This window comes from Streptomyces sp. BR123, assembly GCF_013401435.1.
In the GTDB taxonomy this organism is placed as follows: domain Bacteria; phylum Actinomycetota; class Actinomycetes; order Streptomycetales; family Streptomycetaceae; genus Streptomyces.
On record NZ_JACBGN010000053.1, the window covers coordinates 1 to 22,390 of the forward strand.

Here is a 22,390-nt window from a genome sequence, read left to right on the forward strand (position 1 = left end):
CCCACCCGCCGCACCACCGTTGCGGGACCTCACCTTCAGGAGTCCATGTGCCCAGCCAAACATCCCCCGCCCAGGAGATCTGGTTCCTCACCGGTAGCCAGGGCCTGTACGGGGAGGAGACGCTGAAGCAGGTCGCCGAACAGTCACGGCAGATCGCCACCGCGCTGGCCGACGCCTCCGGCATTCCCGCGCGCGTGGCGTGGAAGCCGGTACTGACCGACGCCAACGCCATCCGCCGGATATGCCTCGACGCCAACACCGACGACCGGTGCATCGGGCTCATCGCCTGGATGCACACCTTCTCGCCGGCCAAGATGTGGATCGCCGGACTGGACGCGCTGCGCAAGCCCTTGCTGCATCTCCACACCCAGTCGAACGTGGCCTTGCCCTGGGACACCATCGACATGGACTTCATGAACCTCAACCAAGCCGCTCACGGAGACCGCGAGTTCGGGCACGTCCAGGCCCGTCTCGGCGTACCCCGCAAGACGGTGGCCGGCCACGTCACCGATCCGGTGACGACCGCACGCATCGCGGTCTGGGCGCGGGCGGCCGCCGCACGCTCCGAACTGGCCACCCTCAAGGTCGCCCGCTTCGGCGACAACATGCGCGACGTGGCCGTCACCGAGGGCGACAAGGTCGAGGCCCAGCTGCGCTTCGGCGTCTCCGTCAACACCTATGGCGTCAACGACTTGGTGGAGGCCGTCGACAGCGCGGACGAGACCGAGGTGGCTTCCCTCGTCAAGGAGTACGGGGATTTGTACCGGCTGGCGCCGGAACTGCGACCGGGAGGCGAACGGCACGACTCACTGCGTTACGCGGCCCGCATCGAAGCCGGCCTGCGCACCTTCCTCGAAACGGGCGGCTTCGGCGCCTTCACCACCAACTTCGAGGACCTGGGCGGACTGCGCCAGCTGCCCGGCCTCGCGGTCCAGCGGCTCATGGCCCAGGGGCACGGCTTCGGAGGAGAGGGCGACTGGAAGACCGCCGTCCTGCTGCGCGCCCTCAAGGTCGCCGCCACCGGCCTCCCGGGCGGCACCTCCTTCATGGAGGACTACACCTACGACCTGACAGCGGGCAACCAGCTCATCCTCGGCGCACACATGCTGGAAGTCTGCCCCACCATCGCGGCCGCCAGGCCCAGCTGCGAGATCCACCCCCTCGGCATCGGCGGGCGGGAGGACCCGGTGCGCCTGGTGTTCGACGCGGCCCCCGGCCCGGCCGTGGTGGTCGGGCTCGCCGACCTCGGCGACCGCTTCCGCCTGATCGCCAACGACATCGACGTGGTGGCACCTCCTCACCCGCTGCCCGCCCTGCCCGTTGCCCGCGCGGTCTGGCGGCCCCACCCCGACCTGCGGACCTCCACCGAATCCTGGCTGACGGCCGGAGGACCGCACCACACCGTCCTCAGCACCGCCCTCACCTCCGACCACCTCGACGACCTGGCGGAAATGCTCCGCCTGGAACTCGTCCTCATCGACGAGACCACCAGCCCGAAGCAGTTCCGGCGCGACCTCCGCTGGAACCAGGCGTACTACCGGCTGGCACTGGGACTGTGAACCCGTTGACGCCCAGCCCGGTCCGCGGGCACGGCCGTGATCGTGTGCGGTGCCGTCGATGCCCGTACGGCAGCCGCCGTGCGGGAGACAACGTGCGGACGCCCGCGCCGGGAAGCCGCCCCCTTCGCCCGGCTGCCCGCGAAGCCGGTGCCGCGCTCGCGCACGGTCAGCATCCGCTCGCCGGCGGTGAACTCCAGGCGCCACGGCCGGGAGGTGTCCCCCCGCAGCGACAGCTCACCCGCACTGAGCTCGACCACCGCGCCGTCCCGGTACGCCTTCCCCACATCCCGGTTGCGCGCCGGGCAGCGTGTACTCCGGCCCCCGCCGCACCGAACCGGCGTGGTGGATTACGTGGACCCCGTTCACGCCCTCGGCCGGCGGTCAGCACTCAACGGTCGGCAACGGACTGTTGCGCACGTCTCCACCGCTGCGCACGTGCTTCACCGGCGCGTAGAGGGTCATCCGGTGCTCGTCGGTCCGGACGTCCGCGACCTCGGTGGCGCAACGCGTGGTGACGCCGGGCACATCAGCCAGGAGCCGTCGGTGAACTTCATCGTGCGGGTTCCTCCACCTGCGCGCGGTGCGCGGTGATCAGGCCCCGGTACCAGTGGTAGCTGTCCTTGGGCGTCCGGGTCAGGGTGTCGTGGTCGACGTGGACCAGGCCGAAGCGCTGGCTGTAGCCGTGCGTCCACTCGAAGTTGTCCAGCAGCGACGAGACGTAGTAGCCGCGCACGTCCACCCCTGCGGAGATGGCGTCGGCGACGGCGGCGAGGTGGTCTGCGAGGTAGTCGATCCGCGCGGTGTCACGGACCCGGCCGTCGGGGCCGACGGTGTCGTCCTCCGCGGAGCCGTTCTCGGTGATCCAGACCGGCGGAAGCCGCGGGTAGCGGGCGTGGAGTTCGCGGAGCAATTCTGTGAGTGCGTCCGGGACGACGGGCCATCCCATGGTGGTGTGCCGGGCCCTGTACCGGTCCACCTCGGCGACGCCGATGTCCACGGCGGTACGCATTTCGGGGTCGGCTTCGCGGTGGGGGGCGGCGGCGAACGTCACGGGGCGGTAGAAGTTGACTCCGAGGAAGTCCAGCGGGGCGCCGATCAGCTCCAGGTCGCCCCGCAGTCTCCAGGGGCCGTCGGCGAGGCCGGCCCAGGTCTCGGCCTCGTGCGCGGGGTAGCGGCCCGCGAGGAGCGGCTCGGTCCAGACCTCGTTGTGGAGGACCTTGGCACGGCGCAGGGCGGCCCGGTCCTCGGGGAGGGCGGAGGCGAGATGGATGCGGTGGAGGTTGAGGGTGATCCCGACCTCCTGGGCGCCCGCGGCGCGCAGCTCCCGTACCGCGAGGCCGTGGGCGACCAGCAGGTGGTGAGCAGCTGCCAGCGCGCCGCAGCCCTCCTCGGCACCGGGTGCGTGCCGCCCCTCGGCGTAGCCCACGAAGGCGGAGCAGTACGGCTCGTTGAGGGTGATCCAGCGCTCCACCCGGTCCCCGTAGCGCTCGGCCGCGAGGGCCGCGTACTGCGCGAACGCCTCGGCGGTCTCCCTGACGCGCCAGCCACCGCGGTCCTCCAGGGCTTGGGGCAGGTCCCAGTGATAGAGGGTGACGGCGGGGGCTACTCCGGCGGCGAGCAGATCGTCGATCAGGCGGTCATAGAAGTCCATGCCCTTGGGATTGACCGGTCCGGTGCCCCCGGGCAGCAGACGGGGCCAGGCGATCGAGAAGCGGTAGCCGTCGACGCCGAGCCCGCGCAGGAGGGCGATGTCCTCGCCGTAGCGGTGGTAGTGGTCGCAGGCGGTGTCGCCCGTGGCACCGGCGAACGTACGGCCGGGGGTGTGGCTGAAGGTGTCCCAGATGGACGGGCCGCGGCCGTCCTCGTCGTGGGCGCCCTCGATCTGATAGGCGGCGGTCGCGGCACCGAAACGGAACCCGGCGGGCAGTTCCGGGAAGGCCAGGGTGCTCATGGGCGGTACCTCATGGGTCTGTCGGGCTCCTCGGTCTCGGGGGCGTGGCTCAGTGAGTGGAGCGGCCGGGCGCGAGGGCCGCCCTTGCGCGGTCTGCCCGGTCCGGCGGTACAGGGCGGTCAGAGCTCCGGTGCCAGGCGGCGCTCGCGCAGCCAGGGCGGTTGGACGGGTGGGTCGGAGCCGCAGCCGCCGTGTTCGCCGAACGGCCACACGGTCATGCTGCGGTCCGACCTGCCCGCGTCCGTCACCGCGAGGACCCGGAACTTCCCCGGACGGGCGTCAGCGGTCGAGGGCAACCTTCCCTACTCGGCCAAAAGCGGTACACCGTCATCGAGCGGTACTCCTCCCCCGGGCGCAGGTGGGTGGAGGGATACTCGGGCCGGTTGGGCGAGTCCGGAAAGTGCTGGGTCTCCAGTGCGATGCCCGCGTACGCGAGCCGTTGAGGGGCAGCGTTCCGCCGGCGATGCGATTGGCGTAGCGGCCGACCGTCGCGCCGAAGTAGGCAGCCTCCCCGAACAGGTCCGCCGTGCTCTCGCAGCCCAGAACGACGTTGGCACACCGCCCGTGCCGGTCCGGCGTGTGCAGGGCCTGCAAGCGGGCTCCCAGACTGAGCACCTCCGGCGTCACGCCCTCCGGGGAGCCGAACGTCCAGCGGGTGATACGCCGCCCGTCCGGGAGTTCTGCGGCAGTCTCCTGGGTCACCGTCAGTTCACCATGGGGCACGAGTGCGTCTCGCGACACGCGACTACTCCGTTCAACGCGGCGGGGAGGGGAGCGACGCCCGCCGTAGGGGCGGGCGTCATCGGCTCGGAAGGGGCGAGGTCGCATCCCCTGGGTCAGTGCTCGGCGGTCTCGGAGGAGGGCGCGGGGTCGCCATCACGACGTTCCTGTCGAGGTCGCAGAGGATCACGTTCTGGGGCGACGGCTCGTCGTTGGAGATACCGCTCGGAACTCGGTGACGGGGACACCGCCCTGCTCCAGGGCCTCGGCGATGACGCGGGTACCGAAGGCGGTGGCCTCCAGCAGGGCGCGGTAGATCTCCTCGGGGGCGGGTGTCGAGTCCGAGGCCGACGATCACGCCGGAGAGGTGGTGGTCGACCAGGGTGGAGCGGTTGCCGTTCATCCAGTCGAGCGCCACCCGTGCCCACCGGCGGGCTGGGCGGCGGCCTTGCGGCTGAGGAGCTCGTGCAGGTCCTCACCGACCGTCTCGGCGAGGCAGTGGGCCGGGAGGCGCAACCACCGGGCGAAGATGTGCCGACGGCACTCTGACCCGCCTCGTAGCGGTAGGAGCCCGGCATTGCCGGCGCCCACCGCGATGTCCGCGGGCAGCCCTGTCCACTGGGCCGCCCGGATGGTGAGCGAGCCGACCCGGGAGCCGAGCGGGGCGAGGGGGTGCTCCAGAGGGGGCGGGCGAAGTCGGCGAACCCAGAGTGCAGGGCGGCGACCGCGTGGTGCTTCCAGAGCTTGGCCGGGCGTGCGGGTGAGCGGCCCACTCGGTGGTCTCGGCGAGCGCGGTGCCGTCGGCGAGCACCGGCAAAACCGTGCAGGCGGTGAAGACGGTGGCGATGCCGATGACGCGGGCGGGATCGACGCCGGAGACGGCGAGCGCGGCGGGAACGACGGTACGCAGTACCTCGCGCCAGTCCTCGGGGTGCTGCAGCGCCCAGTCAGGGGGTAGTGGGTGCCCGGTGCCGGGTGACTCGCGCTCGATGACGGCGTGCGGGTACTCGTGGACGACGGTCGCAAGCTCCTGTCCGTCATGCACGCGGACCACCACGGCACGACCGGAGAGGGTGCCGAAGTCGAGGCCGACGACGTACCTGTCCGAGCCCGGACGGCAGGGATCAAGGTCACTTTCTCATCCTTCGCACCGGAAACCGGCATTGTTTCCAGCGGAGTTGAAGGGGAAATCTCTGAGAGCCAGATTGTTAACGTTAACAATCTGGCCTGTCAAGAGAGCGACCAAACCCTCGGTTGAGTGTGTCCGACGCGGCGGTGAGCGTGGGCCGCCGGGGTGGTCAGCCTCGGGTCCGACGGTGCCGGCTCAACGGCGGGTGGTGGGACCCGCGCTGCGGCGCAGCACCATCTCGGGCGGAATCCGCACGTGAGCATGGGTGTGCGCGACGCCCTCCAGCTCCTCGACGAGCAGTTCCAGGGCCCGGCGGCCGAGCTCGCCGAAGTCCTGCCGCACGGTGGTCAGGGGCGGGGTGAAGTACGCGGCCTCGGGAATGTCGTCGAAGCCGACCACGCTGATGTCGCCCGGAATCGAGCGGCCGGCCTCGTGCAGGGCGCGCAGCAGGCCGAGCGCCATGTGGTCGTTGGCGCAGAAGACGGCGGTGACGTCGCCCAGTTCGGCGATCCGCAAGCCCGCCTGGTAGCCGGCGCGCGCGCTCCAGTCGCCGGGCTCGACACGCGGCACGGGGGCTCCGGCGGCCTCCAGCGCGCCGCGCCAGCCCTCCTGGCGGTCCTGGCTCTCCAGCCAGCCGACCGGGCCGGCCAGGTGGTGCACGGTGCGGTGACCCAGATCGAGCAGGTGCCTGGTGGCCGCTTCGGCGCCGGACCTATTGTCCACCGAGACCATCGGAACCCGCGACTGGCTGCCCGGTCCGACTGCGACGACCGGCACGGAGCTGGAGAGCTTGGCCACCGCACTGACGGCGGAGATCTGGGGCGCGATCACGACAACGCCTTCCACGCCCTGGTCGCGCAGTCGGTCGACCGCCTCCTGAACCGAGCGGCCGTCCAGGGAGCGCAGACTTGTCACGCTGACGAAATACCCCGCACTGCGCGCAGCCTGCTCGATGCCGTGCAGCATCGAGGCGGGACCGTAGAGGGTCGATTCGAAGCTGACCACGCCGAGAGTTTGCGAGCGGCGGGTGACCAGGGCGCGGGCAGCGGAGTTGGGCCGGTAGTCCAGTTCCCGGATGGCGGCGAGCACCCGCTCCCGAGTGCCGGGCCGCACATGCGGGGCACCGTTGAGCACCCGGGACACCGTCTGGTGGGACACGCCGGCCAATTTCGCCACGTCCGCCATCACAGGGTGGCGCCGCTCCGTCCCGGCACTGTCGTTTCCCACTCGCACTTCCCTCCTCGACTCCGGGCTACGGTACGCCACCGACCGCCTACGAAGGCCGTGCGAGCGTGGACGGGGACAAGCCCACGCGGCGGGGTGCCACCATCCGGTGGGCCGGGGACACTGCAGCCCGCAGCCGGCCACTCCGAGAGCCGCCCCACTTCCCAGCCCGGTGGCCGGGACACGGTGGCTGATCGCCTGTGGGTTGTAACCCAACGGTGATCCGAACAGCCCCTTGACGACCCAGTTGTGAGCGTTAACACTCAGGTATCGCCAGGCCTGAGCCACTGCAACCCGACTTCGCACAGCACGAGTAAACGGCTCCCGGCCGGCCCCGCTCGACCGCTTCCGGTCGCCCAGCCGGGTCGCACTGTGCCGGTCGCGGAACATCACTGGAGGAAGTGTGCGGAAGCTTTCAGCGGGCCTTGTCACCGTGGGTCTGACGCTGTCGCTGGCAGCCTGCGGCCAGAGCGCCAATGGAGCGGACGACGGCGGGGCCGGCGGAGACGCCAAAGGTGGCCTCATCGGCATCGCGATGCCGACCAAGTCGTCGGAGCGCTGGATCAACGACGGCAACAACATGGTCAAGGAGTTCCAGGCCAAGGGGTACAAGACCGACCTCCAGTACGGCGACAACGTCGTGGAGAACCAGGTCTCCCAGGTGGAGAACATGATCACCAAGGGGGCCAAGCTGCTGGTGGTCGCCGCCATCGACGGTTCCTCGCTCACCAACGTGCTGCAGAAGGCCGCCGACGCCCACGTCCCCGTCATCTCCTACGACCGGCTGATCCGCGGCACCGGGAACGTCGACTACTACGCGACCTTCGACAACCACAAGGTCGGGGTGCTCCAAGGCAGTTACATCGTCGACAAACTCGGTCTCAAGGAAGGCAAGGGCCCGTTCAACATCGAGCTGTTCGCCGGCTCACCGGACGACAACAACGCCACGTTCTTCTTCAACGGTGCGATGAGCGTCCTCAAGCCGTACATCGACGACAAGAAGCTGGTCGTGCAGAGCGGCCAGACCTCCTTCAACCAGATCGCCACACTGCGCTGGGACGGCGGTCTCGCCCAGTCCCGGATGGACAACCTGCTGAGCAAGTCGTACACCGCCGCCCGCGTCGACGCCGTGCTCTCGCCGTACGACGGCATCTCGATCGGCATCATCTCGTCACTCAAGGGAGTCGGCTACGGCACCGGCCAGTCACTGCCCGTCGTCACGGGCCAGGACGCCGAACTGGCCTCGGTAAAGTCGATCATCGCGGGCGAGCAGACCCAGACCGTCTACAAGGACACCCGCCAACTGGCCAAGACCGCAGTCCAGATGGGCGACGCGCTGCTGACCGGCGGCAAGCCCGAGGTCAACGACACCGGCCAGTACGAAAACGGCGTCAAGACCGTACCGGCGCAGCTGCTCCAGCCTGTCAGCGTCGACAAGGAGAACTACCACAAGGTCCTGGTGGACAGCGGTCAGTACACCGCGGACCAGCTCAAGTAGCCCACGGGGTCCGACCGGCGGGCCCGGCGCCGACCGGCGGTGCGATGCCCGGGAGACCGCCCGGCACGCACCGCCCCGACGATACGGATGCACACCCATGGCCCGACCCGTTCTCGAAATGCGGTCGATCAGCAAGACGTTTCCCGGTGTCAAGGCTCTCTCCGAGGTCAACCTGACCGTCGCCGCAGGGGAGGTGCACGCCGTCTGCGGTGAGAACGGCGCCGGAAAGTCCACGCTGATGAAGGTACTCAGCGGGGTCCACCCGCACGGCAGCTACGACGGCGAGATCTACTTCGAGGGCACACCCTGCCGGTTCCGGGACATCCGGGCCAGCGAGCAGCGCGGCATCGTCATCATCCACCAGGAACTCGCTCTGGTGCCCTACCTGTCCATCGCCGAGAACATTTTCCTCGGCAACGAGCACGCCACCCGGGGTGTCATCAGCTGGCACCGGACGCTTGCCCACGCCGCCGCACTGATCCAGCAGGTCGGACTTGACGAGAGCCCGCACACCAGGATCGCCGATCTCGGCGTGGGCAAACAGCAGTTGGTCGAGATCGCCAAAGCGCTCGCCAAGAAGGTCAAGCTGCTCATCCTGGACGAGCCGACCGCCGCCCTGAACGACGAGGACAGCCGCAAGCTGCTCGACCTGATCCTCGAACTCAAGGCCCAGGGCATCTCCTGCATCCTCATCTCGCACAAGCTGAACGAGATCGCCCGGGTCGCCGACGCCGTCACCATCCTGCGCGACGGGCGGACCATCGAGACCATCGCGGTCGGTTCCGAGGGCATCTCCGAGGAGCGGATCATCCGCGGCATGGTCGGCCGCGACCTCGAACACCGCTACCCCGAGCGCGCCCCGGAGATCGGCGGGGTCGCCTTCGAAATCGAGGACTGGAGCGTCCTGCACCCGATCGACCACCGGCGGAGGGTGGTCGACGGCGCCTCGCTGAACGTCCGTCGAGGCGAGATCGTCGGCGTCGCCGGCCTCATGGGCGCCGGCCGCACCGAACTGGCCATGAGCGTCTTCGGCCGCTCGTACGGACGGTGGACGGGCGGCCGGGTGCGGCTGCACGGCCGGGAGATCCGTACCCGGACGGTGCCGGAGGCGATCGGGCACGGCATCGCGTACGTGACCGAGGACCGCAAGCAGCTCGGCCTCAACCTGGGCGACGACATCAGCCGGAACATCTCGCTGAGCGCCCTCGGCAAGGTCGCCCGGCGGGGCTGGGTCGACCGGCACGAGGAGGCGCGGATCGCCGAATCGTTCCGGCGGACCATGAGCATCAAGGCCCCCTCGGTGTTCGCGGAGACCGGCAAGCTCAGCGGCGGCAACCAGCAGAAGGTCGTCCTCAGCAAGTGGATCTTCGCCGAGCCGGAGGTGCTGATCCTCGACGAACCCACCCGGGGCATCGACATCGGTGCCAAGGCGGAGATCTACACCGTCATCGCCGAACTCGTGGCCCAGGGAAAGGCGGTACTCGTCATCTCCTCCGAGCTCCCCGAACTCCTGGGCCTGTGCGACCGGATCTACACCATGGCCGAAGGCCGGATCACCGGTGAGGTGACCCGCGCGGACGCCACCCAGGAATCCCTCATGCGGCTCATGACCATGAGCGCGGCATACCCCCACAAGCAGGTGTGAGGCATGGCCCGGACCGATACCACCCCAGAGACCACGCCCAGCACCCCGGAAACCGGCCAACGCTCGTCGGCCGGGGCCGTACTGGCCCGGGCGCTGCGCGGCAACCTGCGCCAGTACGGGATGCTGGTCGCGCTGGCGCTGATCGTGCTGCTGTTCCAGTTCTGGACGGACGGCATCCTGCTCCAGCCGCTCAATATCACCAATCTGATCCAGCAGAACGGCTACATCCTCATCCTGGCCATCGGCATGATGATCGTCATCATCGCCGGGCACATCGACCTGTCGGTCGGGTCGCTCGCCGCCTTCGTCGGGGCGGCCGCGGCGGTGATGATGGTCGAGCACAGGATGCCGTGGCCCGTGGCGCTGGTGGCCGCGCTGCTGATCGGGGCTCTCGCCGGAGCCTGGCAGGGGTTCTGGATCGCCTGTCTCGGGATCCCCTCGTTCATCGTCACGCTGGCCGGGATGCTTCTGTTCCGCGGTGGGACCCAGATCCTCCTTCAGGGCCAGTCGGTGGCGCCGTTCCCCAAGGGCTTCCAGAACATCAGCAGCGGCTTCCTCCCCGCAGTGGGCCCGCACACCGACTACCACAACCTCACGCTGCTGCTGGGCCTATCGGTGCTGGCCGTAGCGATCCTGCAGGAGGTGCGCGGACGGCGGCGGGCCGCCTCATACGGGCTGGAACCGCTTCCGGCCGGGCTGTTCCTGGTGAAGCTCGGCGCGATCACCGCGGCTGTGGTGGCCTTCACGCTGCTGCTGGCCAGCTACCACGGGGTGCCGATCGTCCTGCTGATCCTCGGCGTCCTGCTGGTCGGCTTCGGATACGTGATGCGCAACTCGATCCTCGGCCGGCACACCTACGCCATCGGCGGCAACGCGGCGGCGGCGAGGCTGTCCGGGGTGAAGAGCAAGCGGGTCGTCTTCCTGGCCTTCGTGAACATGGGCGTCCTCGCGGCCCTGGCCGGGCTGGTCTTCGCCGCGCGGCTCAACGCCGGTACGCCGCAGGCCGGCATCAACTTCGAGTTGGAGGCGATCGCCGCCGCGTTCATCGGCGGCGCCTCCGCGAGCGGCGGTGTGGGAACCGTCCTCGGTGCGCTCACCGGCGGTCTGGTGCTGGGCGTGCTGAACAACGGCATGTCGCTGGTCGGCGTGGGTACCGACTACCAGCAGGTGATCAAGGGCCTGGTACTGCTGACGGCCGTCGGCTTCGACGTCTACAACAAGCGCAGGGCCGGAACGTGACGTTGCCCCTCCCCCGGCCACCCCAGGCCCCGGCGGCCGCGGCCGCGTGGGCCATGACGAGCCTCCGGCCCGCCCGCCGTCGGCATCGGCCTGCACGGGCCTGCCAGGCCGACGGGACGTGAACGGCACGGAGCTCGCCATCCGCCCCAGCCTCGTACCGCCGGGCGCCGAGGTGCGAACCACCTGACACGCCTCTTCCGCGCCACGACGGAGGAGACGGTCGTCGGCTGCGTGTGGGCCCGGCGCACGGAACGGGCGGCCACTTCCTGCTGGCCGCCACGCTCTCCGTCCCCGCCGTCGCCGCGTCGGTCGCCAGGGCCGCCCGGCGTCGGCGGTGGCGCCCACGCGTAGCGGTCTCCCTCGACCACGCCGCAGCAGGGGCCGCCCGGCCGGGCCCGGTGATCGGTTTCGTCGCGGCCGTCCTGGTCCTGGCCCAGCCGTGCGACGACGAGGGCCTCTTCCACGCCTGCGGCGCCTGCATGGCGCGCCGGGCGGCCGGCCGGCCCGCCCGCGTGACCAACGAAGAGACCATCGCCGTGCCCGGGTCGACGACCTTGTGCATCCAGCCCCACTCCGTGCCGAAGAAGGTCTCCGAAGCGAAGCTGACAAGCCTGGCTGCCGTGCCAGCGTCTCAGTGACTGGGTTCAGTCGGCTCGTCACTCACCGCATTCGGCGGTGCCCGCGACAGCCGGACCGAGACCAGTGGAAGGGTGAGACACCGCCAAGGCAACGACGCCCCGTGCAGTGGCGGCCTCATCAAAAACGACGGAGTGAGACGGCCGACGGCTCGGGATTCGCGTCCGGCACTCGAGGCCGATCAGTGCCCGGATGCTCTCCCGGATCTGGGCCGCGCGGCGCGCGGGTAGTCTTCGGCGATGCGGTGACCTGGTCTGACTGGGTTGGTCGCCAGGGGGGCATGTGTCCGGTGAACTGCCTGCCGCAGTTCGGGGGGGGGAGAGAAGGCTTGACGGTGTCCGGCAAGCACGATGAAAAACCAGGGTTTCGATTCGGCTGGCGCGGCAGTCATTACCCTGGCCAACCCGTTGAGGAACTGTGGTTGGCGGTCGGCCAGGATCCGGACGGCACCTGGTGCTTCGACGCGTACTTCATCGGACGCACGACACTGCTCGGTGGCGCGCCACGGGCTGCCGCGTTCGCCCAGTGGCTGCTGGCCTCCCCAACCGAAGGCCGGTACGAGAAGGAATTCATGCTGGTTGACGGCGAACCGCAGAGCGGATCGCGGCGGCTCACGGACGGCACACGGCTCACCGTCGAGCTCTTGCTGGGCCGTGAGGAAGCGAGTGGCCCCGAGTACCTCCAGGTGCTCCTGTCCGGCGAGATTCGCAACCTCGCCTTTGAGGTGTGCGCACCGCTGGAATGCCAGCAGCTGCCGCGCGCCGAACTCGAAGCTGCGGCGGCCCGACTCCTCACCTCATGCAACCAGGGTCTGTTCTGAGTTGATCACTGGATCGGTCATTTCCGCTTCAGGCGGGCGCTGGGTGCGGTAGACCGGTTGCGGACTCTTGGCGATCTGAGCGATGCCGAGTGGGAGTTGATCGAGCCGCACCTGCCGCTGGACGCGTTCGGGCCTGTCCCTGACCTGCGCAGCTACTTCAACGCGGTGATCGCCGAGGCGGCGGTCCGCGGCACGATCTCAGCCTGGTCAGCGTGGACTCGACCGTGGCCGACCAGGGCCGCAACCGCAAGCGCCGTGGCCGCTCTGGTGGCCGACCGCCGGCCTTCGACCGGGAGGACTGCAAGGCGCCACGCAGTTGAGTGCGGGATCAGCCGCCTCAAGCAGCACCGGGCGGTCGCGACCCGGTATGACAAGCTTGCCTGCCGCTTTGAGGCGACCGTCCAGATGGCGGCGATCCACCTGTGGCTGTGAACCGGCGGTCGCCCGCACAGCCGTGCCGTCCTGATCACGGCATTGGGCAGCATACGCATGGGGAGGGTTCAGTGGCCGCCAGGTACTACTGCGCCGACAGCGAGAACGGCGACCACGTCGACGACCCGTCCGAGGACGCCCTGTTCCTGCCGATCGGCGACCTGAACGACTCCGAGAACACCTTCGTCGTCGCCCAGCCCGAGTTCGCCTCCGTCGCAGTCCTGGAAGAAGGCGGATACGAGGTCGTAGGCTGCCCGCGCTTTCTAGAACATGGCCTAACGGCGTCGGGGTCGCATCCCGAGGTCTACTTCGCGGAGTGGTCCGAGCTCGCCCCGACTGACCCCGCCTGCGACTTCGCCGTCCCGCTGGCCGGCTGAGCGTTCCGCTCGGGTAGGGGCTCCCCGGCGGGGGGCGGGACACGGACAGCAGCGGCTGCTGGTCACGGTCGACACGACCCTGAACAGCAGCCCGCCCCGTCCGGCAGGCCGGCCGACGGCGCGCATCACGCGAACAGAGCCTCGGCAGCCGCTCAGCGGGGGACGAGCATGTATGTGTTGTCCAGCTCGTCCTGCAGGACGTGGGCCTCTCCATTGACCGTGCGAATGGCCAGGTCCTCCTCCGCGGTGCGGACTCGGTACCGCCAGCCCTGCGGGAGGTGCAGCCGTTCGCCGAGGGCGGCCAGGGAGTCGATCGTCAGGCTGTCGTCCACGATGTGGGAGTACGTCTGCATGACGTAGGTCCGGCTGTCCGGAGCGAGCAGCTCGTGGACGGGTTTGCCGCTGTGCAGGATGTACTCCGTGTCCCGTTCCACCGTGGCATCGACGTAGAAGTTCTTGGATTTCGTGTCGGTGAGGCCGAGCTCCTGGGGGATGCGGAGCTCCGCCACCAAGCGGGCCTCCAGGCCGGTGAACGTTGCCGTGTCCCCCCACGCGAACGCCGTGATCTCGTCGACCACCCAGAAGCGCGGCCCGTTCAGATACACCATCGGTACCTGGAACTCTTCCGCCAGCGCACGCGGGTCGAGCGCCTTCCACCGTTCGAGCGGACAGTCGTTGAGACCGAGAGTGTTGTAGACCTCAGCCTTGAGAGCTCCACCCCCGTCCGGCGAGATGAGCAGAATCTCGCCATAGCGAGCGTCCCGCAGACCGCTCAGGTGCCGGGGTGCCTTCGACGTGTACGGCATGAATCCTCCAGTCCGTGGCTTCGCCACTGTCCCGGGCAAGCTGGCTGAGCGTCCGCTCTCAGCTCTCGGCTGCTCGGCTTCTTCGAGCATGGCTCGATCAGGGACCGCCGGACGTCAGGGGCCAACGGTGGGCGTGTCACGCAGGCACGCCGGAGCGGACGGCGGCGGCCGGGCCGACCGTGCGAGGGCGCAGCCCGCGACGCCGGCCCGAGGTGCCCTACACCGTCGTCCCCGGCACGCCGACGTGTAGCGACTGACGGGCGGCTCTTCTCCCGTTCGCCGAGAGCCGTTGGGCCGGTGGTCCCGTCAGCAGTGAGTTCCGGTCGGCGCCTGCCGATCCGGACGCGGCCCGCGTGGAGGCGCGCGAGGACTTCGTGTGTCAAGCCACACCTTTGGAGTGATCTGCCTCACAGCATGTCACAGCGGCCCATCACGCGGTGTCTTGAGGCCGAACCCCTTGAGACAGAGGAGGAGGAGACATGAAGCACCGCATCGTCGTCCTCGGCGCCGGCCGTGCCGGGGCGTACGCGGCCGGGTCCCTGGCCCGTCGGCTGTCCCCGGCGGACACCGACATCACCGTGGTCAACGCCGAGCCGGACTTCGTCCAGCGGCTGCGCCTGGACCGGCTCGCGGCCGGCCAGGAGATCGTGGCTCCACATCTCGCCGACGTCTCCGTGGGCGCGGGGGTACGGCTGGGACTGGCCCGCGTCACCGCCGTCGAACCCGAGACCCAGGTCGTCGCCGTGGCCGAAAATCTTCCAACGCGCCTTCGAGACCGGGAACCCGCAGGACCTGGTCGAGGCCGCGAGTACCTGGGAGCCCACTGTCGTCAGCGGCAGCCGGCCTCCGCTTCATCCGCAACCCCGAGAAGCTGACCCGCGTCACTCCGAGACCTTGCTCACCCTGTGCTGACGCCAACGGCTCGGAAGCACCCGTCCATCGCCGCACACCACAAGAGGACCCACACCATGACCGGACAGACCGGACAGACGACGGCCGCCGCGCCGCGCGGCCTCACCTTCCTCAGGACCGCGATAGCCCTGCAGACGCTGACCCTCTTCTTCCAGGCGGTCACCGCGGGCATGCTGCTGACCTCCTCCCACGGCTATCTGATGCACGATGTCGGATCGAAGGTGATGTACGCGGCCGCCATGCTGTACGTGCTCGCCGCGGTCCTGGCCTGGCGCCCGGGCGGCGGCTCCCTCCGTCCCGTCCTGTACGCCACCGGCTTCCTCCTCCTCGCCTCGGCACAGGTCGTACTGGGCATCGCCCACCTGCCCTCGTTCCACGTCCCCTTGGGCGTGGTGATGTTCGCCCTCAGCACCCTGGCCCTGGTCCGGACACTGTCCCGGAGCCTGCCGCTGCGCCCTGCCGCCAGCTCGTAGCCGCCTGGTGGACCGCTGTGGACGGCGACCTCGACGGTAAACCAACGGTCAGGGCCCGGGGCCCGCGATCTCAGGAATGACCAGTTCCCACCCGTAGCAGAAAGGCAGGACACCTCATGTCCGTTCGATCCGTGCTCACCGTTGCCGCTGCGGTCCTGATCGGCGGTTTCGCGCTCGTCGAACCGGCCGTCGCGGACCCCTCGGTCCAGCCGGTCGCCGCAAGCGTCTACACCGTGAGCTCCGGCCGGGTCGGCGCCTCCCTGTCGGCACTGGTCGGCCTCCTCGGCGCGGTGACCGGCGGCCTGGCCCTGGCCGGTCCCGCCAGGCAGGGACACATCGTCACCTGGGCCCGGCGGAACGGAGCTGTCACGGCTCTCGTCGCGGGTCTGATCGCCGTGGCCGTCGGCGGGACGGTCGCGGCCACCGCCGACGGCGGTCTCGGCACCGGCAACGGGCTCGGCGGCGCCTACTTCGCCATGCTCCTGGGCCTGATCGCCGTCACCCTCGGCCGGCGGGCCCGCTCCCGTTCCCACCGAACCCTCTGCCCCCCGCACATCCCCGGCGAGGCCAAGCTCGACCCGGTTGGCCACCCCCACCGCAGCCCTGGTCAGCACCCGAGTTGTCGTGGGGCGCCGGACGGCCGATCGATGGACGCCAGGAAGCGGCAGAAGTGGTTCCTCGTTCTCGGGTGCCGCACCTGGCGTTGCGGGACCGAGAAGAGTACGAACGGCTCCTGTCTCGGTGTGAAGTGCCGCGACGATGCGGGCGCCGTACGGCCGGTGGTTGCTCAGGACGACGGGACGAGGGCGGGTACCGGAGGCTGTCGGCTACGACCTCGGCCAGTCCGGATTCGCGTGCATCAGGGCGTCTCGGGTTCGTGACTGCGTAGGTGAAATCCGGCTCTGGCTCAACTTCTGTGGTGCTGGCACGGTGAGTAATCGCAGTTAATCGAATGCGCGAAGGATCAGCTGCACCCTTTGGCGCCACACCGCTGCGTCGGTGCTGTCCACCCAACCCTCCGTGCCACCTCCGACGGCTTGACCTTCTGCTGAACAGCCCGGCTGCCTGCATCCGTACCGATTCGCGGCGCTGACGCCCCGCAGCAGTCAGCCCTCCCCCATCCGCGTACCTCACGCATCACGGGATACAACCGCTACACCAGGCTCATCAGGGTCTTCACGAAAGTTCACCCTGACGAGCCAAAGCGAGACGGTCTACGCGCCCACGTCGAAGACGGTGTCGCATCGGCCGCGGACGTAGTCGTCGTGCGTGGCAATGACGACGGCGCATCCGGCGTCGCTCATCTCGCGGAGGATGTCTACGACCATGACGGTGTTGGTGTGGTCCAGGGCGCCGGTCGGCTCGTCGGCGAGCACGAGCGCCGGCTGCTTGACCATGAGCCGGGCCAGGGCCACCCGCTGCTGTTCCCCGCCGCTGAGCAGGTGGATCTTCTCCTTCTCCCGCCCCGCGAGGCCCACCTGCTCCAGGGCGTCGGAGACTCCGACCCGGCGGCCTCGCTGCGAGGACCGCTTCGGCTTGACTGCGGTCTACAGGTTGTCGGCCACGGTGGCGTTCCCGATCAGTGCGGACGGTGAGCAGGCTCGGCTGATGGCCACGCTGCGGTCCGCCTGCATCGCCGTCCGGCGCCGGATCCGGGCCGGTGAAGAACTTCTGCAACGGTACGAGACCCAGCCATCGGCGCTCAGCGATACGGACCGGTAACTGGGCGCGACCCTCTCTGAGATAGCGGCCACGGGCAGCCCCCCGCGACCGAGGCTGCACACCAGCGTGGTGGAACCAACGGGCACCGAAACTCATCATTGAACATGTTCAGTGATCATCTTCAGGGAGCTCCCTTGTCCGCTCGACGCAGAAACACCGTGATCGCAATCTCGGCCGCCGCAGCAGTGGGCGCGCTGTCCCTGGTCGGCTGGTTCCTCTTCCAGGTCAAGGCGACTTTGGACGGCAAAGCACCCGTCTCCTGCGGCGAGGCCGTCCGGTTCGTGCGTGCCGTCGAACCGCCCGAGGGCACGCAGCACAAGCGGTGCACCAAGGGCCAGTGGCAGACCACCTGGTACAACCTGAGCTTCCAGATCCCGCAAGCCGAGGCAGAAACGTGGTTGCGCGCCTCCTACCCCGACGCCACCGTCCGCCACTGCGCTGACGCCGATCTCTGCTCGGACGGGAGCATCGGCACGGGCAAAGACGGTCTTGCCGACCACGTGCGTGTCGAGATCCGCTTCGGGGAGCGAGGTCTGGCGCACGTGGAAATCTACGGCGGGACGTTGACGTGACCGGGCTCCGGCCCTCAGTCGCAAGGCCCGCACCCCTCAGCCACCACGCGAACCACGTGATGCCGCCATACGAATACCGAGCCTGCTCGTCCTCGTGGGCATCGCCGCCGCACTCGCCGGCTACGCGAACACAGACACGCCGGGCTGCGAACCCCAACAGGAGCCCGACGACAGCCTGCAGAGAGCCCAAGCGGCCGCAAGACGACGAGAGGCCCCCGGCACGATGTCAGGTTCCACGGCCGCCGATCCTAGTGGTCGCCGCCGACAGCGAGTGCCGGGCTGCAGCAGTGCGTCGTCGTGGCCGGAGCCATCCGGCGGCTTCCGCCGTGGCCGCCCCTCTGCCCCAGGGAGCCGGCTCCCCACGTTCCCGTCTCGGAGGATGCTCGGTCGAGTAGGAACTCGTTGCCCTCGATGTCCTGCATCACGATGCACGACTCGTTGTCGTCGTCGGCGGGCAGCAGTCGCACGCGTACCGCCGAGCGAACCAGTGGTGCGCATTCGACCTCCAGCGTGGCCAGGCGCCGGAGGAGCCGAAGCCTGATCCATCGGCCGCCTCCGGCTGGCCGGCCGCACGACACCGGCCGTCGGCTTTCTCCACCACGCCTGGCGTGGACGGTGTTCGCGGGGGGTAGCGACGCCCGTCTGACGCTCTGCCACTGCAGGACGGCACGGACGTCCCGGCAATTGCGGCGTCCGCACCAGGTCCTCAGGCGCACGCGGCGTCGCCGGCCGTGCGGCGGCGTCAGGCGCACATTCGCTCCAGGGCATGCCTGACCGTCCCGCTGGGCTCGCGGGACGCGGCGCGCACCTCTCCGAGGGCGAGTACCGGCCGGACGGTGTCGACCAGGTCGATCAGCAGGTCGGCCGTCGACGCCCACAAGTACGCGCTCCAGTCGCCTCCGTCGGCCCACGGGGACAACAGGAGCAGTCGCTGTTCGTCGCCGGGACCGGCAAAGCGCCGCTGCTCCTCGCGGTCCGTTCTCGTCACAGGACGCGCCTCGAGCCGTCGTCCCAGCGTCTCGAGCTCCGCCGCGGTGACCTGCGTGGCGGTTGCCTGGAGCATGCCGGAGCCGCGGAGGAGCGCGAAGTCCCATACCCGCGTGTAGACCCACTGGGCGAACGTGTCCGCGTGCGGCAGCCAGCCGCCGGGCTGCACGCCGTCCCAGGAGAGCAGCACGGGCGGGTCTTCGGAGCCGTCCAGTTGCACGGCAAGGCAGTAGACGCCCTGGTTCTCCTGCAGGAACGGCAGCAGGTCGTGTGCCAGGGGGGCGAATTCGCGTTCCTCCTGCTCGTCCAGGTCTTCCGGCCATTCCTCGTCGTCGGTCGGCCAGTAGAACGTCTCCGGCCGGCCGAGGCTCTCGACCGGGTAGACGTGATCGGCGTGGCGCGCCGGTTCCAGGATCGTGGTCGCGGCGGCGAGGGCGTACCAGTCGCGTACCGACCGGGGAAGTGCCTGGCCGTGCTGCGCCTCCAGCGCGTCAAGTCGGGCTATGGCGGCATCCGAGCGTTCGGGGCGCGCAGCCGCCAGAGCCAGGGCGGTCGCCAGGTAGTCCATGTCCCTCAACCGTTCGTCGACGTAGCGCGTCTTTCGCACCAGCGGATCTATATCAGGCCTTGCCGACAATCGGACCATTGGATGATGCTGCCGCGCGGCCGCCGGCAGGGGCGTTCGCGTGTCCCGCAGGCGGCCGGGCTCCGGGCCGACTTCCCAGGGACGGGGCAGCGGCTGGGGTGCTGTCCGTGAGGGGCGGGGTCCGTAGGTCCCACTCCGGGGAGGCTGGAAAGGGCTCCTCATTCCTTGTCGCCCCGGTCCCGCACTCCCCGTCGGTGTCCGGTCGGTGGTGACCATCAGCCGGGCGGCGAGGGTCCGCTCGGTCCGGACGGTCCGATCTGCGTGGGGCTTGAGAGGATCACGCCATGGTGGACAAGGACGATCAGCTGACCCAGGTCGCGTTCGGTGTGGCGGAGGCGACGGACGAGGCTCGTGACCAGGCCCTGCGAGAACTCGAAGCCGACAGCGCTCTGCACGCGAAGTGGATCTCGGGGTTGGCCACGAATCGGTCGGCTCCGGATGACATTCTGCGCCGCGTGTTCACGCTGGATCCCTTGCCCGACGGCGTCCTGCACTGGCTCCGTCACTGTTGCCTTGCGCCCGTCGCGGTGAAAGCCGCCGTCACCCACCCAGACCCCCTGCTCCGCAAAAGCGTCACGGAGAACAGCTTCCTGCCGCCGGACGCGCTCGCCCTGCTCACCGAAGACCCGGACCCCGGAGTGCGGTGGAGGGCCGTGATGATGGCGAGCGAGCGCAACGTCACCCTTCCGACGGAGCTTGCGGTACGGCTCGCCACTGGGCCCGACGCCGTCAAGGTCGGCGGCGGCCACCGCGATCCGCAGGTGCGCCTGCTGGGAGTCCTCCGGCCGGAGCCAACTCGGCGGCGCGAAACCGGCATCACGGCGGCATGCGATCCTGACGCCGGCCGCGCCCACCACTTCCACACCGTCCGAGGAGGGGTCGGGCCGGACGTCTGCGCCCAGCAGGTCGGCGTAGAACTGCGCCAGGGCCTTGGGGTCGGCGCAGTCGAGGGCGATTACGGGCATCTTCTGCACGGTCATGCCGCGCGTCTGCCCCGCGTGTCCGCGCGCACACGGCCCCTCGCATCGCGCAAGCTCGCTGCCCCGACCGCCCACCGCCACGGGCTCCGCGACCCAGACTTCGCCGCGCTCGCTGCCTTCGCCGCCCGCTGCGAGGCCGCAGCGGCCTGATGGACGGCCGACCGGGAGGAGAAGCGCCCGGCCGGCATCGGCTTCGAACGAGGGCTCGGCCGGGCCGTTCGAGGCTCGCACGCCAAGCGCCGGCGCCACCCGGCGGCCCCGGTACGGCTCGGACGCACCGGACGGAGCACCGGACCAGCTGTACGCGCCGGCGTACTCCTGCGTCCAGAGGTGACTGCAACCCTTCCGCACGGCCACAGTTCGAGGAGTTTCGAAAGGCTGTCCCCGGCTGAGGCGGTCGCCCCAGACTTCCGGTGCGCGGTGGCGGGAAGTCGGACACCGGCCCTTGCCGCCTCGCCGACGACAGGACCTCGTCAAGGGAGAAACATGACCAAGTTTCGTACAGGGGCGATGAAAGCCGGCCTGGCGGCGCTGGCCCTCGGCGCGTCGCTCGCGCTGACAACGCCCACTGCGTCCGCCGGGGAACTCGCATCCGGCTGTTGGAACACCGGCCGCTGGTACTGCGAGAACGTCTACGGCGCCCCGGTGTACCAGTCGCGGTACGGCGGCGAAATCGTGGGCTACATGTACACGACCACCAGCTGGTTCGAGTGCCGTACCGACTACGGGGACTACGTCGGCGGGCCGCACCCGAACCGGTGGTTGTGGACCCAGGCCGACAACGGCAAGTGGGGCTACATGCGGGACATCGACGTCTACAGCGAGACCGACCCGCTTCCCACCTGCCCGGCGTAGTCCGCTGCTCACCAGGCGGGCGGTGCGGAGCCTCGGTGCGCCGCCCGCCCGTCCCGAGCGCGATCGTCCTTCATGCGGGCGGCCTCCGCTCGCCGGGCTCACAGGCCGTGTGGTGCGGGGGTCCGGAGGGCACATGCCGGCCTCAGAGGCGGCCGGATCCCCGGTCTGCCGGGGGGTGAGGTGCGGCGAGGAGCAAGGTCAGGGCCGTGCCGCGCTCGGTCGGCAGCAGCCGCACCTCCCTGCCGTGGCGTTCGCGGCGCAGCAGTCCGGCCGCCGCCAGGTGCCGGCAGTGGTAGGTCGCGGTGCTGACACCGATGTGGAGGTGGCCGGCGAGGCCGCTGACCGTCGGTGCGTTGGGCAGGTGGCGCAGGATCTCCGCGCGCACCGGCCCCAGAACGAGCGACAGCCCGTCGGCCGGGGCCGGGCCGTCGTGCCTGTCGCGGCGCCCGGTGATATTGCCCAGCCCCGGCACCGGATAGCCGATCCAGAGGACGTCGTCGCGATCGGCCCCGTACATGCTGGCTCTGTGACCGGAGGCCAGCGGCACCAGGACGAGGGGCCGCCGACTGAGGTCGGTGAGGTGACCGGGGCAAGGGTGGGGCAGGCGTAACCTGCCGTCCGCGTAGCGGACCTCGCCGTCCAGACCGGCCAGCAGCCCGTCGAGCCCACCGGTGACCGCAGCGATGCCGATCCGCTCCGTCTCCCGGCCGATGAGCGCGTCCGCCCGCCGCCACACGGGGGCGAAGGCCTCCCAGGCTGATCCGACGAGTTCACGGTACGCGGCGAGGAACCCGGGAGGGTCGTCCAGCAGGCCCCGCCAGCCCGGAGGCGGCGAGGCCCGGTGGAACGCGGCCACCTCGGACGCCACCAGGTCGGGGTCCACCGCCTCCAGCTCCCCGGCCGGCGTCCGGGTGTCCGGGGAACCCACATCGTCCACCAGGGCCAGCCGGTCGGGGATCCAGCAGTGGCGGGAGCCGAGCATGGGCCCGACCACAGCCGCCGCCCGCGGACCGATGGCGCCCCGGACGGCGTCGCGCCACGCGGGGGGCACTGCGTGGGCGTGGCCTCCGAAGACGTCCTTGAGAACGGAGAAGAGGGTTGCCCCGGGATGGCGGCTCACCCTGACGTTGATCTGCTCCACGGCTCCCAGCCGCACCGTTCGATCGGCCGACATGCGCTCCCCCAGGTGTCAGCGGCCCTTCGAGGG

19 protein-coding genes and 7 pseudogenes are annotated in these 22,390 nt (G+C 69.9%); 14 read left to right on the forward strand and 12 right to left on the reverse strand.

Translation table 11 applies throughout. The features are described 5' to 3' along the window. The first annotated feature begins 47 nt into the window (after window positions 1-47). Window positions 48-1,559 (forward strand): L-arabinose isomerase, encoded by a 1,512-nt coding sequence (araA, locus tag HYE82_RS11655; protein WP_179173928.1) that lies wholly within the window; start codon window positions 48-50, stop codon window positions 1,557-1,559. Window positions 1,560-2,109: 550 nt separating this feature from the next. On the opposite strand, the gene HYE82_RS11660 is transcribed toward araA, so the two are convergent. The 5 genes and pseudogenes from HYE82_RS11660 to HYE82_RS11675 form a co-directional block, all read right to left on the reverse strand. Next, window positions 2,110-3,510 (reverse strand): GH1 family beta-glucosidase, encoded by a 1,401-nt coding sequence (locus HYE82_RS11660; RefSeq protein WP_179173929.1) that lies wholly within the window; start codon window positions 3,508-3,510, stop codon window positions 2,110-2,112. A gap of 119 nt (window positions 3,511-3,629) precedes the next feature. Beyond that, a complete protein-coding gene (locus HYE82_RS11665; protein WP_179173930.1) occupies window positions 3,630-3,806 on the reverse strand; it encodes a hypothetical protein in 177 nt (58 codons plus the stop codon). Continuing rightward, window positions 3,755-3,934 (reverse strand): annotated as a pseudogene (locus HYE82_RS37915) (hypothetical protein); the annotation flags it as partial. The gene HYE82_RS11665 and the pseudogene HYE82_RS37915, both read right to left, overlap by 52 nt. A gap of 65 nt (window positions 3,935-3,999) precedes the next feature. Further along, a pseudogene (locus HYE82_RS11670) lies at window positions 4,000-4,338 on the reverse strand (hypothetical protein); the annotation flags it as partial. 120 nt (window positions 4,339-4,458) lie between these two features. After that, window positions 4,459-5,323 (reverse strand): annotated as a pseudogene (locus HYE82_RS11675) (FGGY-family carbohydrate kinase); the annotation flags it as partial. Between HYE82_RS11675 and HYE82_RS11680 the strand changes: the two are divergent. Further along, window positions 5,228-5,488 (forward strand): hypothetical protein, encoded by a 261-nt coding sequence (locus HYE82_RS11680; protein ID WP_179173926.1) that lies wholly within the window; start codon window positions 5,228-5,230, stop codon window positions 5,486-5,488. The pseudogene HYE82_RS11675 and the gene HYE82_RS11680 overlap by 96 nt on opposite strands. Window positions 5,489-5,554: 66 nt before the next feature. On the opposite strand, the gene HYE82_RS11685 is transcribed toward HYE82_RS11680, so the two are convergent. Continuing rightward, window positions 5,555-6,586 carry a LacI family DNA-binding transcriptional regulator gene (locus HYE82_RS11685; protein WP_309144284.1) on the reverse strand — a complete coding sequence of 344 codons (1,032 nt, stop codon included), beginning with the start codon at window positions 6,584-6,586 and terminating at the stop codon, window positions 5,555-5,557. Window positions 6,587-6,986: 400 nt separating this feature from the next. Here HYE82_RS11685 and chvE point away from each other — a divergent pair, with 400 nt between their 5' ends. The 7 genes and pseudogenes from chvE to HYE82_RS37920 all read left to right on the forward strand — a co-directional run bounded on the left by chvE (window position 6,987) and on the right by HYE82_RS37920 (window position 13,230). Then, complete coding sequence (gene chvE / locus HYE82_RS11690; RefSeq protein WP_179173932.1) at window positions 6,987-8,081, forward strand: multiple monosaccharide ABC transporter substrate-binding protein; 1,095 nt, start codon at window positions 6,987-6,989, stop codon at window positions 8,079-8,081. Between the two features lie 97 nt (window positions 8,082-8,178). Further along, window positions 8,179-9,726: a multiple monosaccharide ABC transporter ATP-binding protein gene (gene mmsA / locus HYE82_RS11695; RefSeq protein ID WP_179173933.1), complete on the forward strand. Its 1,548-nt coding sequence runs from the start codon at window positions 8,179-8,181 to the stop codon at window positions 9,724-9,726. 3 nt (window positions 9,727-9,729) lie between these two features. Continuing rightward, the gene (mmsB, locus tag HYE82_RS11700; RefSeq protein ID WP_179173934.1) at window positions 9,730-10,965 is read left to right on the forward strand and encodes a multiple monosaccharide ABC transporter permease; all 1,236 of its coding nucleotides are present in this window, start codon (window positions 9,730-9,732) and stop codon (window positions 10,963-10,965) included. A 233-nt stretch (window positions 10,966-11,198) separates the two neighbouring features. After that, a pseudogene (locus HYE82_RS11705) lies at window positions 11,199-11,480 on the forward strand (hypothetical protein); the annotation flags it as partial. A 455-nt stretch (window positions 11,481-11,935) separates the two neighbouring features. After that, complete coding sequence (locus tag HYE82_RS11710; RefSeq protein ID WP_179173935.1) at window positions 11,936-12,421, forward strand: hypothetical protein; 486 nt, start codon at window positions 11,936-11,938, stop codon at window positions 12,419-12,421. A 227-nt stretch (window positions 12,422-12,648) separates the two neighbouring features. Further along, a pseudogene (locus tag HYE82_RS11715) lies at window positions 12,649-12,853 on the forward strand (transposase); the annotation flags it as partial. 71 nt (window positions 12,854-12,924) lie between these two features. Then, entirely contained in the window at window positions 12,925-13,230 is a 306-nt protein-coding gene (locus HYE82_RS37920) for a hypothetical protein (protein WP_179173927.1), read from the forward strand. Window positions 13,231-13,382: 152 nt separating this feature from the next. Here the strand turns inward: HYE82_RS37920 and HYE82_RS11725 are convergent, their stop codons facing one another. Continuing rightward, the gene (locus HYE82_RS11725) at window positions 13,383-14,036 is read right to left on the reverse strand and encodes a hypothetical protein (RefSeq protein WP_179173936.1); all 654 of its coding nucleotides are present in this window, start codon (window positions 14,034-14,036) and stop codon (window positions 13,383-13,385) included. Between the two features lie 479 nt (window positions 14,037-14,515). Between HYE82_RS11725 and HYE82_RS11730 the strand changes: the two are divergent. The 3 genes and pseudogenes from HYE82_RS11730 to HYE82_RS38925 form a co-directional block, all read left to right on the forward strand. After that, window positions 14,516-14,788 (forward strand): annotated as a pseudogene (locus HYE82_RS11730) (oxidoreductase); the annotation flags it as partial. Between the two features lie 216 nt (window positions 14,789-15,004). Continuing rightward, complete coding sequence (locus HYE82_RS11735; protein WP_179173937.1) at window positions 15,005-15,421, forward strand: hypothetical protein; 417 nt, start codon at window positions 15,005-15,007, stop codon at window positions 15,419-15,421. Window positions 15,422-15,537: 116 nt separating this feature from the next. Next, window positions 15,538-16,302, forward strand: coding sequence for a DUF6223 family protein (locus tag HYE82_RS38925; RefSeq protein ID WP_306439566.1), 765 nt, complete (start codon window positions 15,538-15,540; stop codon window positions 16,300-16,302). 333 nt (window positions 16,303-16,635) lie between these two features. Here HYE82_RS38925 and HYE82_RS38930 read toward each other — a convergent pair whose 3' ends face one another. Then, a complete protein-coding gene (locus HYE82_RS38930; RefSeq protein WP_218782512.1) occupies window positions 16,636-16,908 on the reverse strand; it encodes an ATP-binding cassette domain-containing protein in 273 nt (90 codons plus the stop codon). Window positions 16,909-17,301: 393 nt separating this feature from the next. Between HYE82_RS38930 and HYE82_RS11750 the strand changes: the two genes are divergently transcribed. Further along, entirely contained in the window at window positions 17,302-17,715 is a 414-nt protein-coding gene (locus tag HYE82_RS11750) for a hypothetical protein (protein WP_179173938.1), read from the forward strand. Between the two features lie 386 nt (window positions 17,716-18,101). On the opposite strand, the pseudogene HYE82_RS11755 reads toward HYE82_RS11750, so the two are convergent. The 3 genes and pseudogenes from HYE82_RS11755 to HYE82_RS38935 form a co-directional block, all read right to left on the reverse strand. Further along, window positions 18,102-18,236: pseudogene (locus HYE82_RS11755) on the reverse strand (VOC family protein); the annotation flags it as partial. Window positions 18,237-18,457: 221 nt separating this feature from the next. Next, a complete protein-coding gene (locus HYE82_RS11760) occupies window positions 18,458-19,309 on the reverse strand; it encodes an SMI1/KNR4 family protein (RefSeq protein ID WP_179173939.1) in 852 nt (283 codons plus the stop codon). A gap of 254 nt (window positions 19,310-19,563) precedes the next feature. Continuing rightward, window positions 19,564-20,328 carry a VOC family protein gene (locus HYE82_RS38935; protein WP_179173940.1) on the reverse strand — a complete coding sequence of 255 codons (765 nt, stop codon included), beginning with the start codon at window positions 20,326-20,328 and terminating at the stop codon, window positions 19,564-19,566. Between the two features lie 486 nt (window positions 20,329-20,814). On the opposite strand from HYE82_RS38935, the gene HYE82_RS11770 reads away from it, so the two are divergent. Then, window positions 20,815-21,183 (forward strand): hypothetical protein, encoded by a 369-nt coding sequence (locus HYE82_RS11770; RefSeq protein ID WP_256987097.1) that lies wholly within the window; start codon window positions 20,815-20,817, stop codon window positions 21,181-21,183. Between the two features lie 142 nt (window positions 21,184-21,325). On the opposite strand, the gene HYE82_RS11775 is transcribed toward HYE82_RS11770, so the two are convergent. Then, window positions 21,326-22,357 (reverse strand): helix-turn-helix transcriptional regulator, encoded by a 1,032-nt coding sequence (locus tag HYE82_RS11775; RefSeq protein ID WP_179173941.1) that lies wholly within the window; start codon window positions 22,355-22,357, stop codon window positions 21,326-21,328. Between the last annotated feature and the right edge of the window lie 33 nt (window positions 22,358-22,390).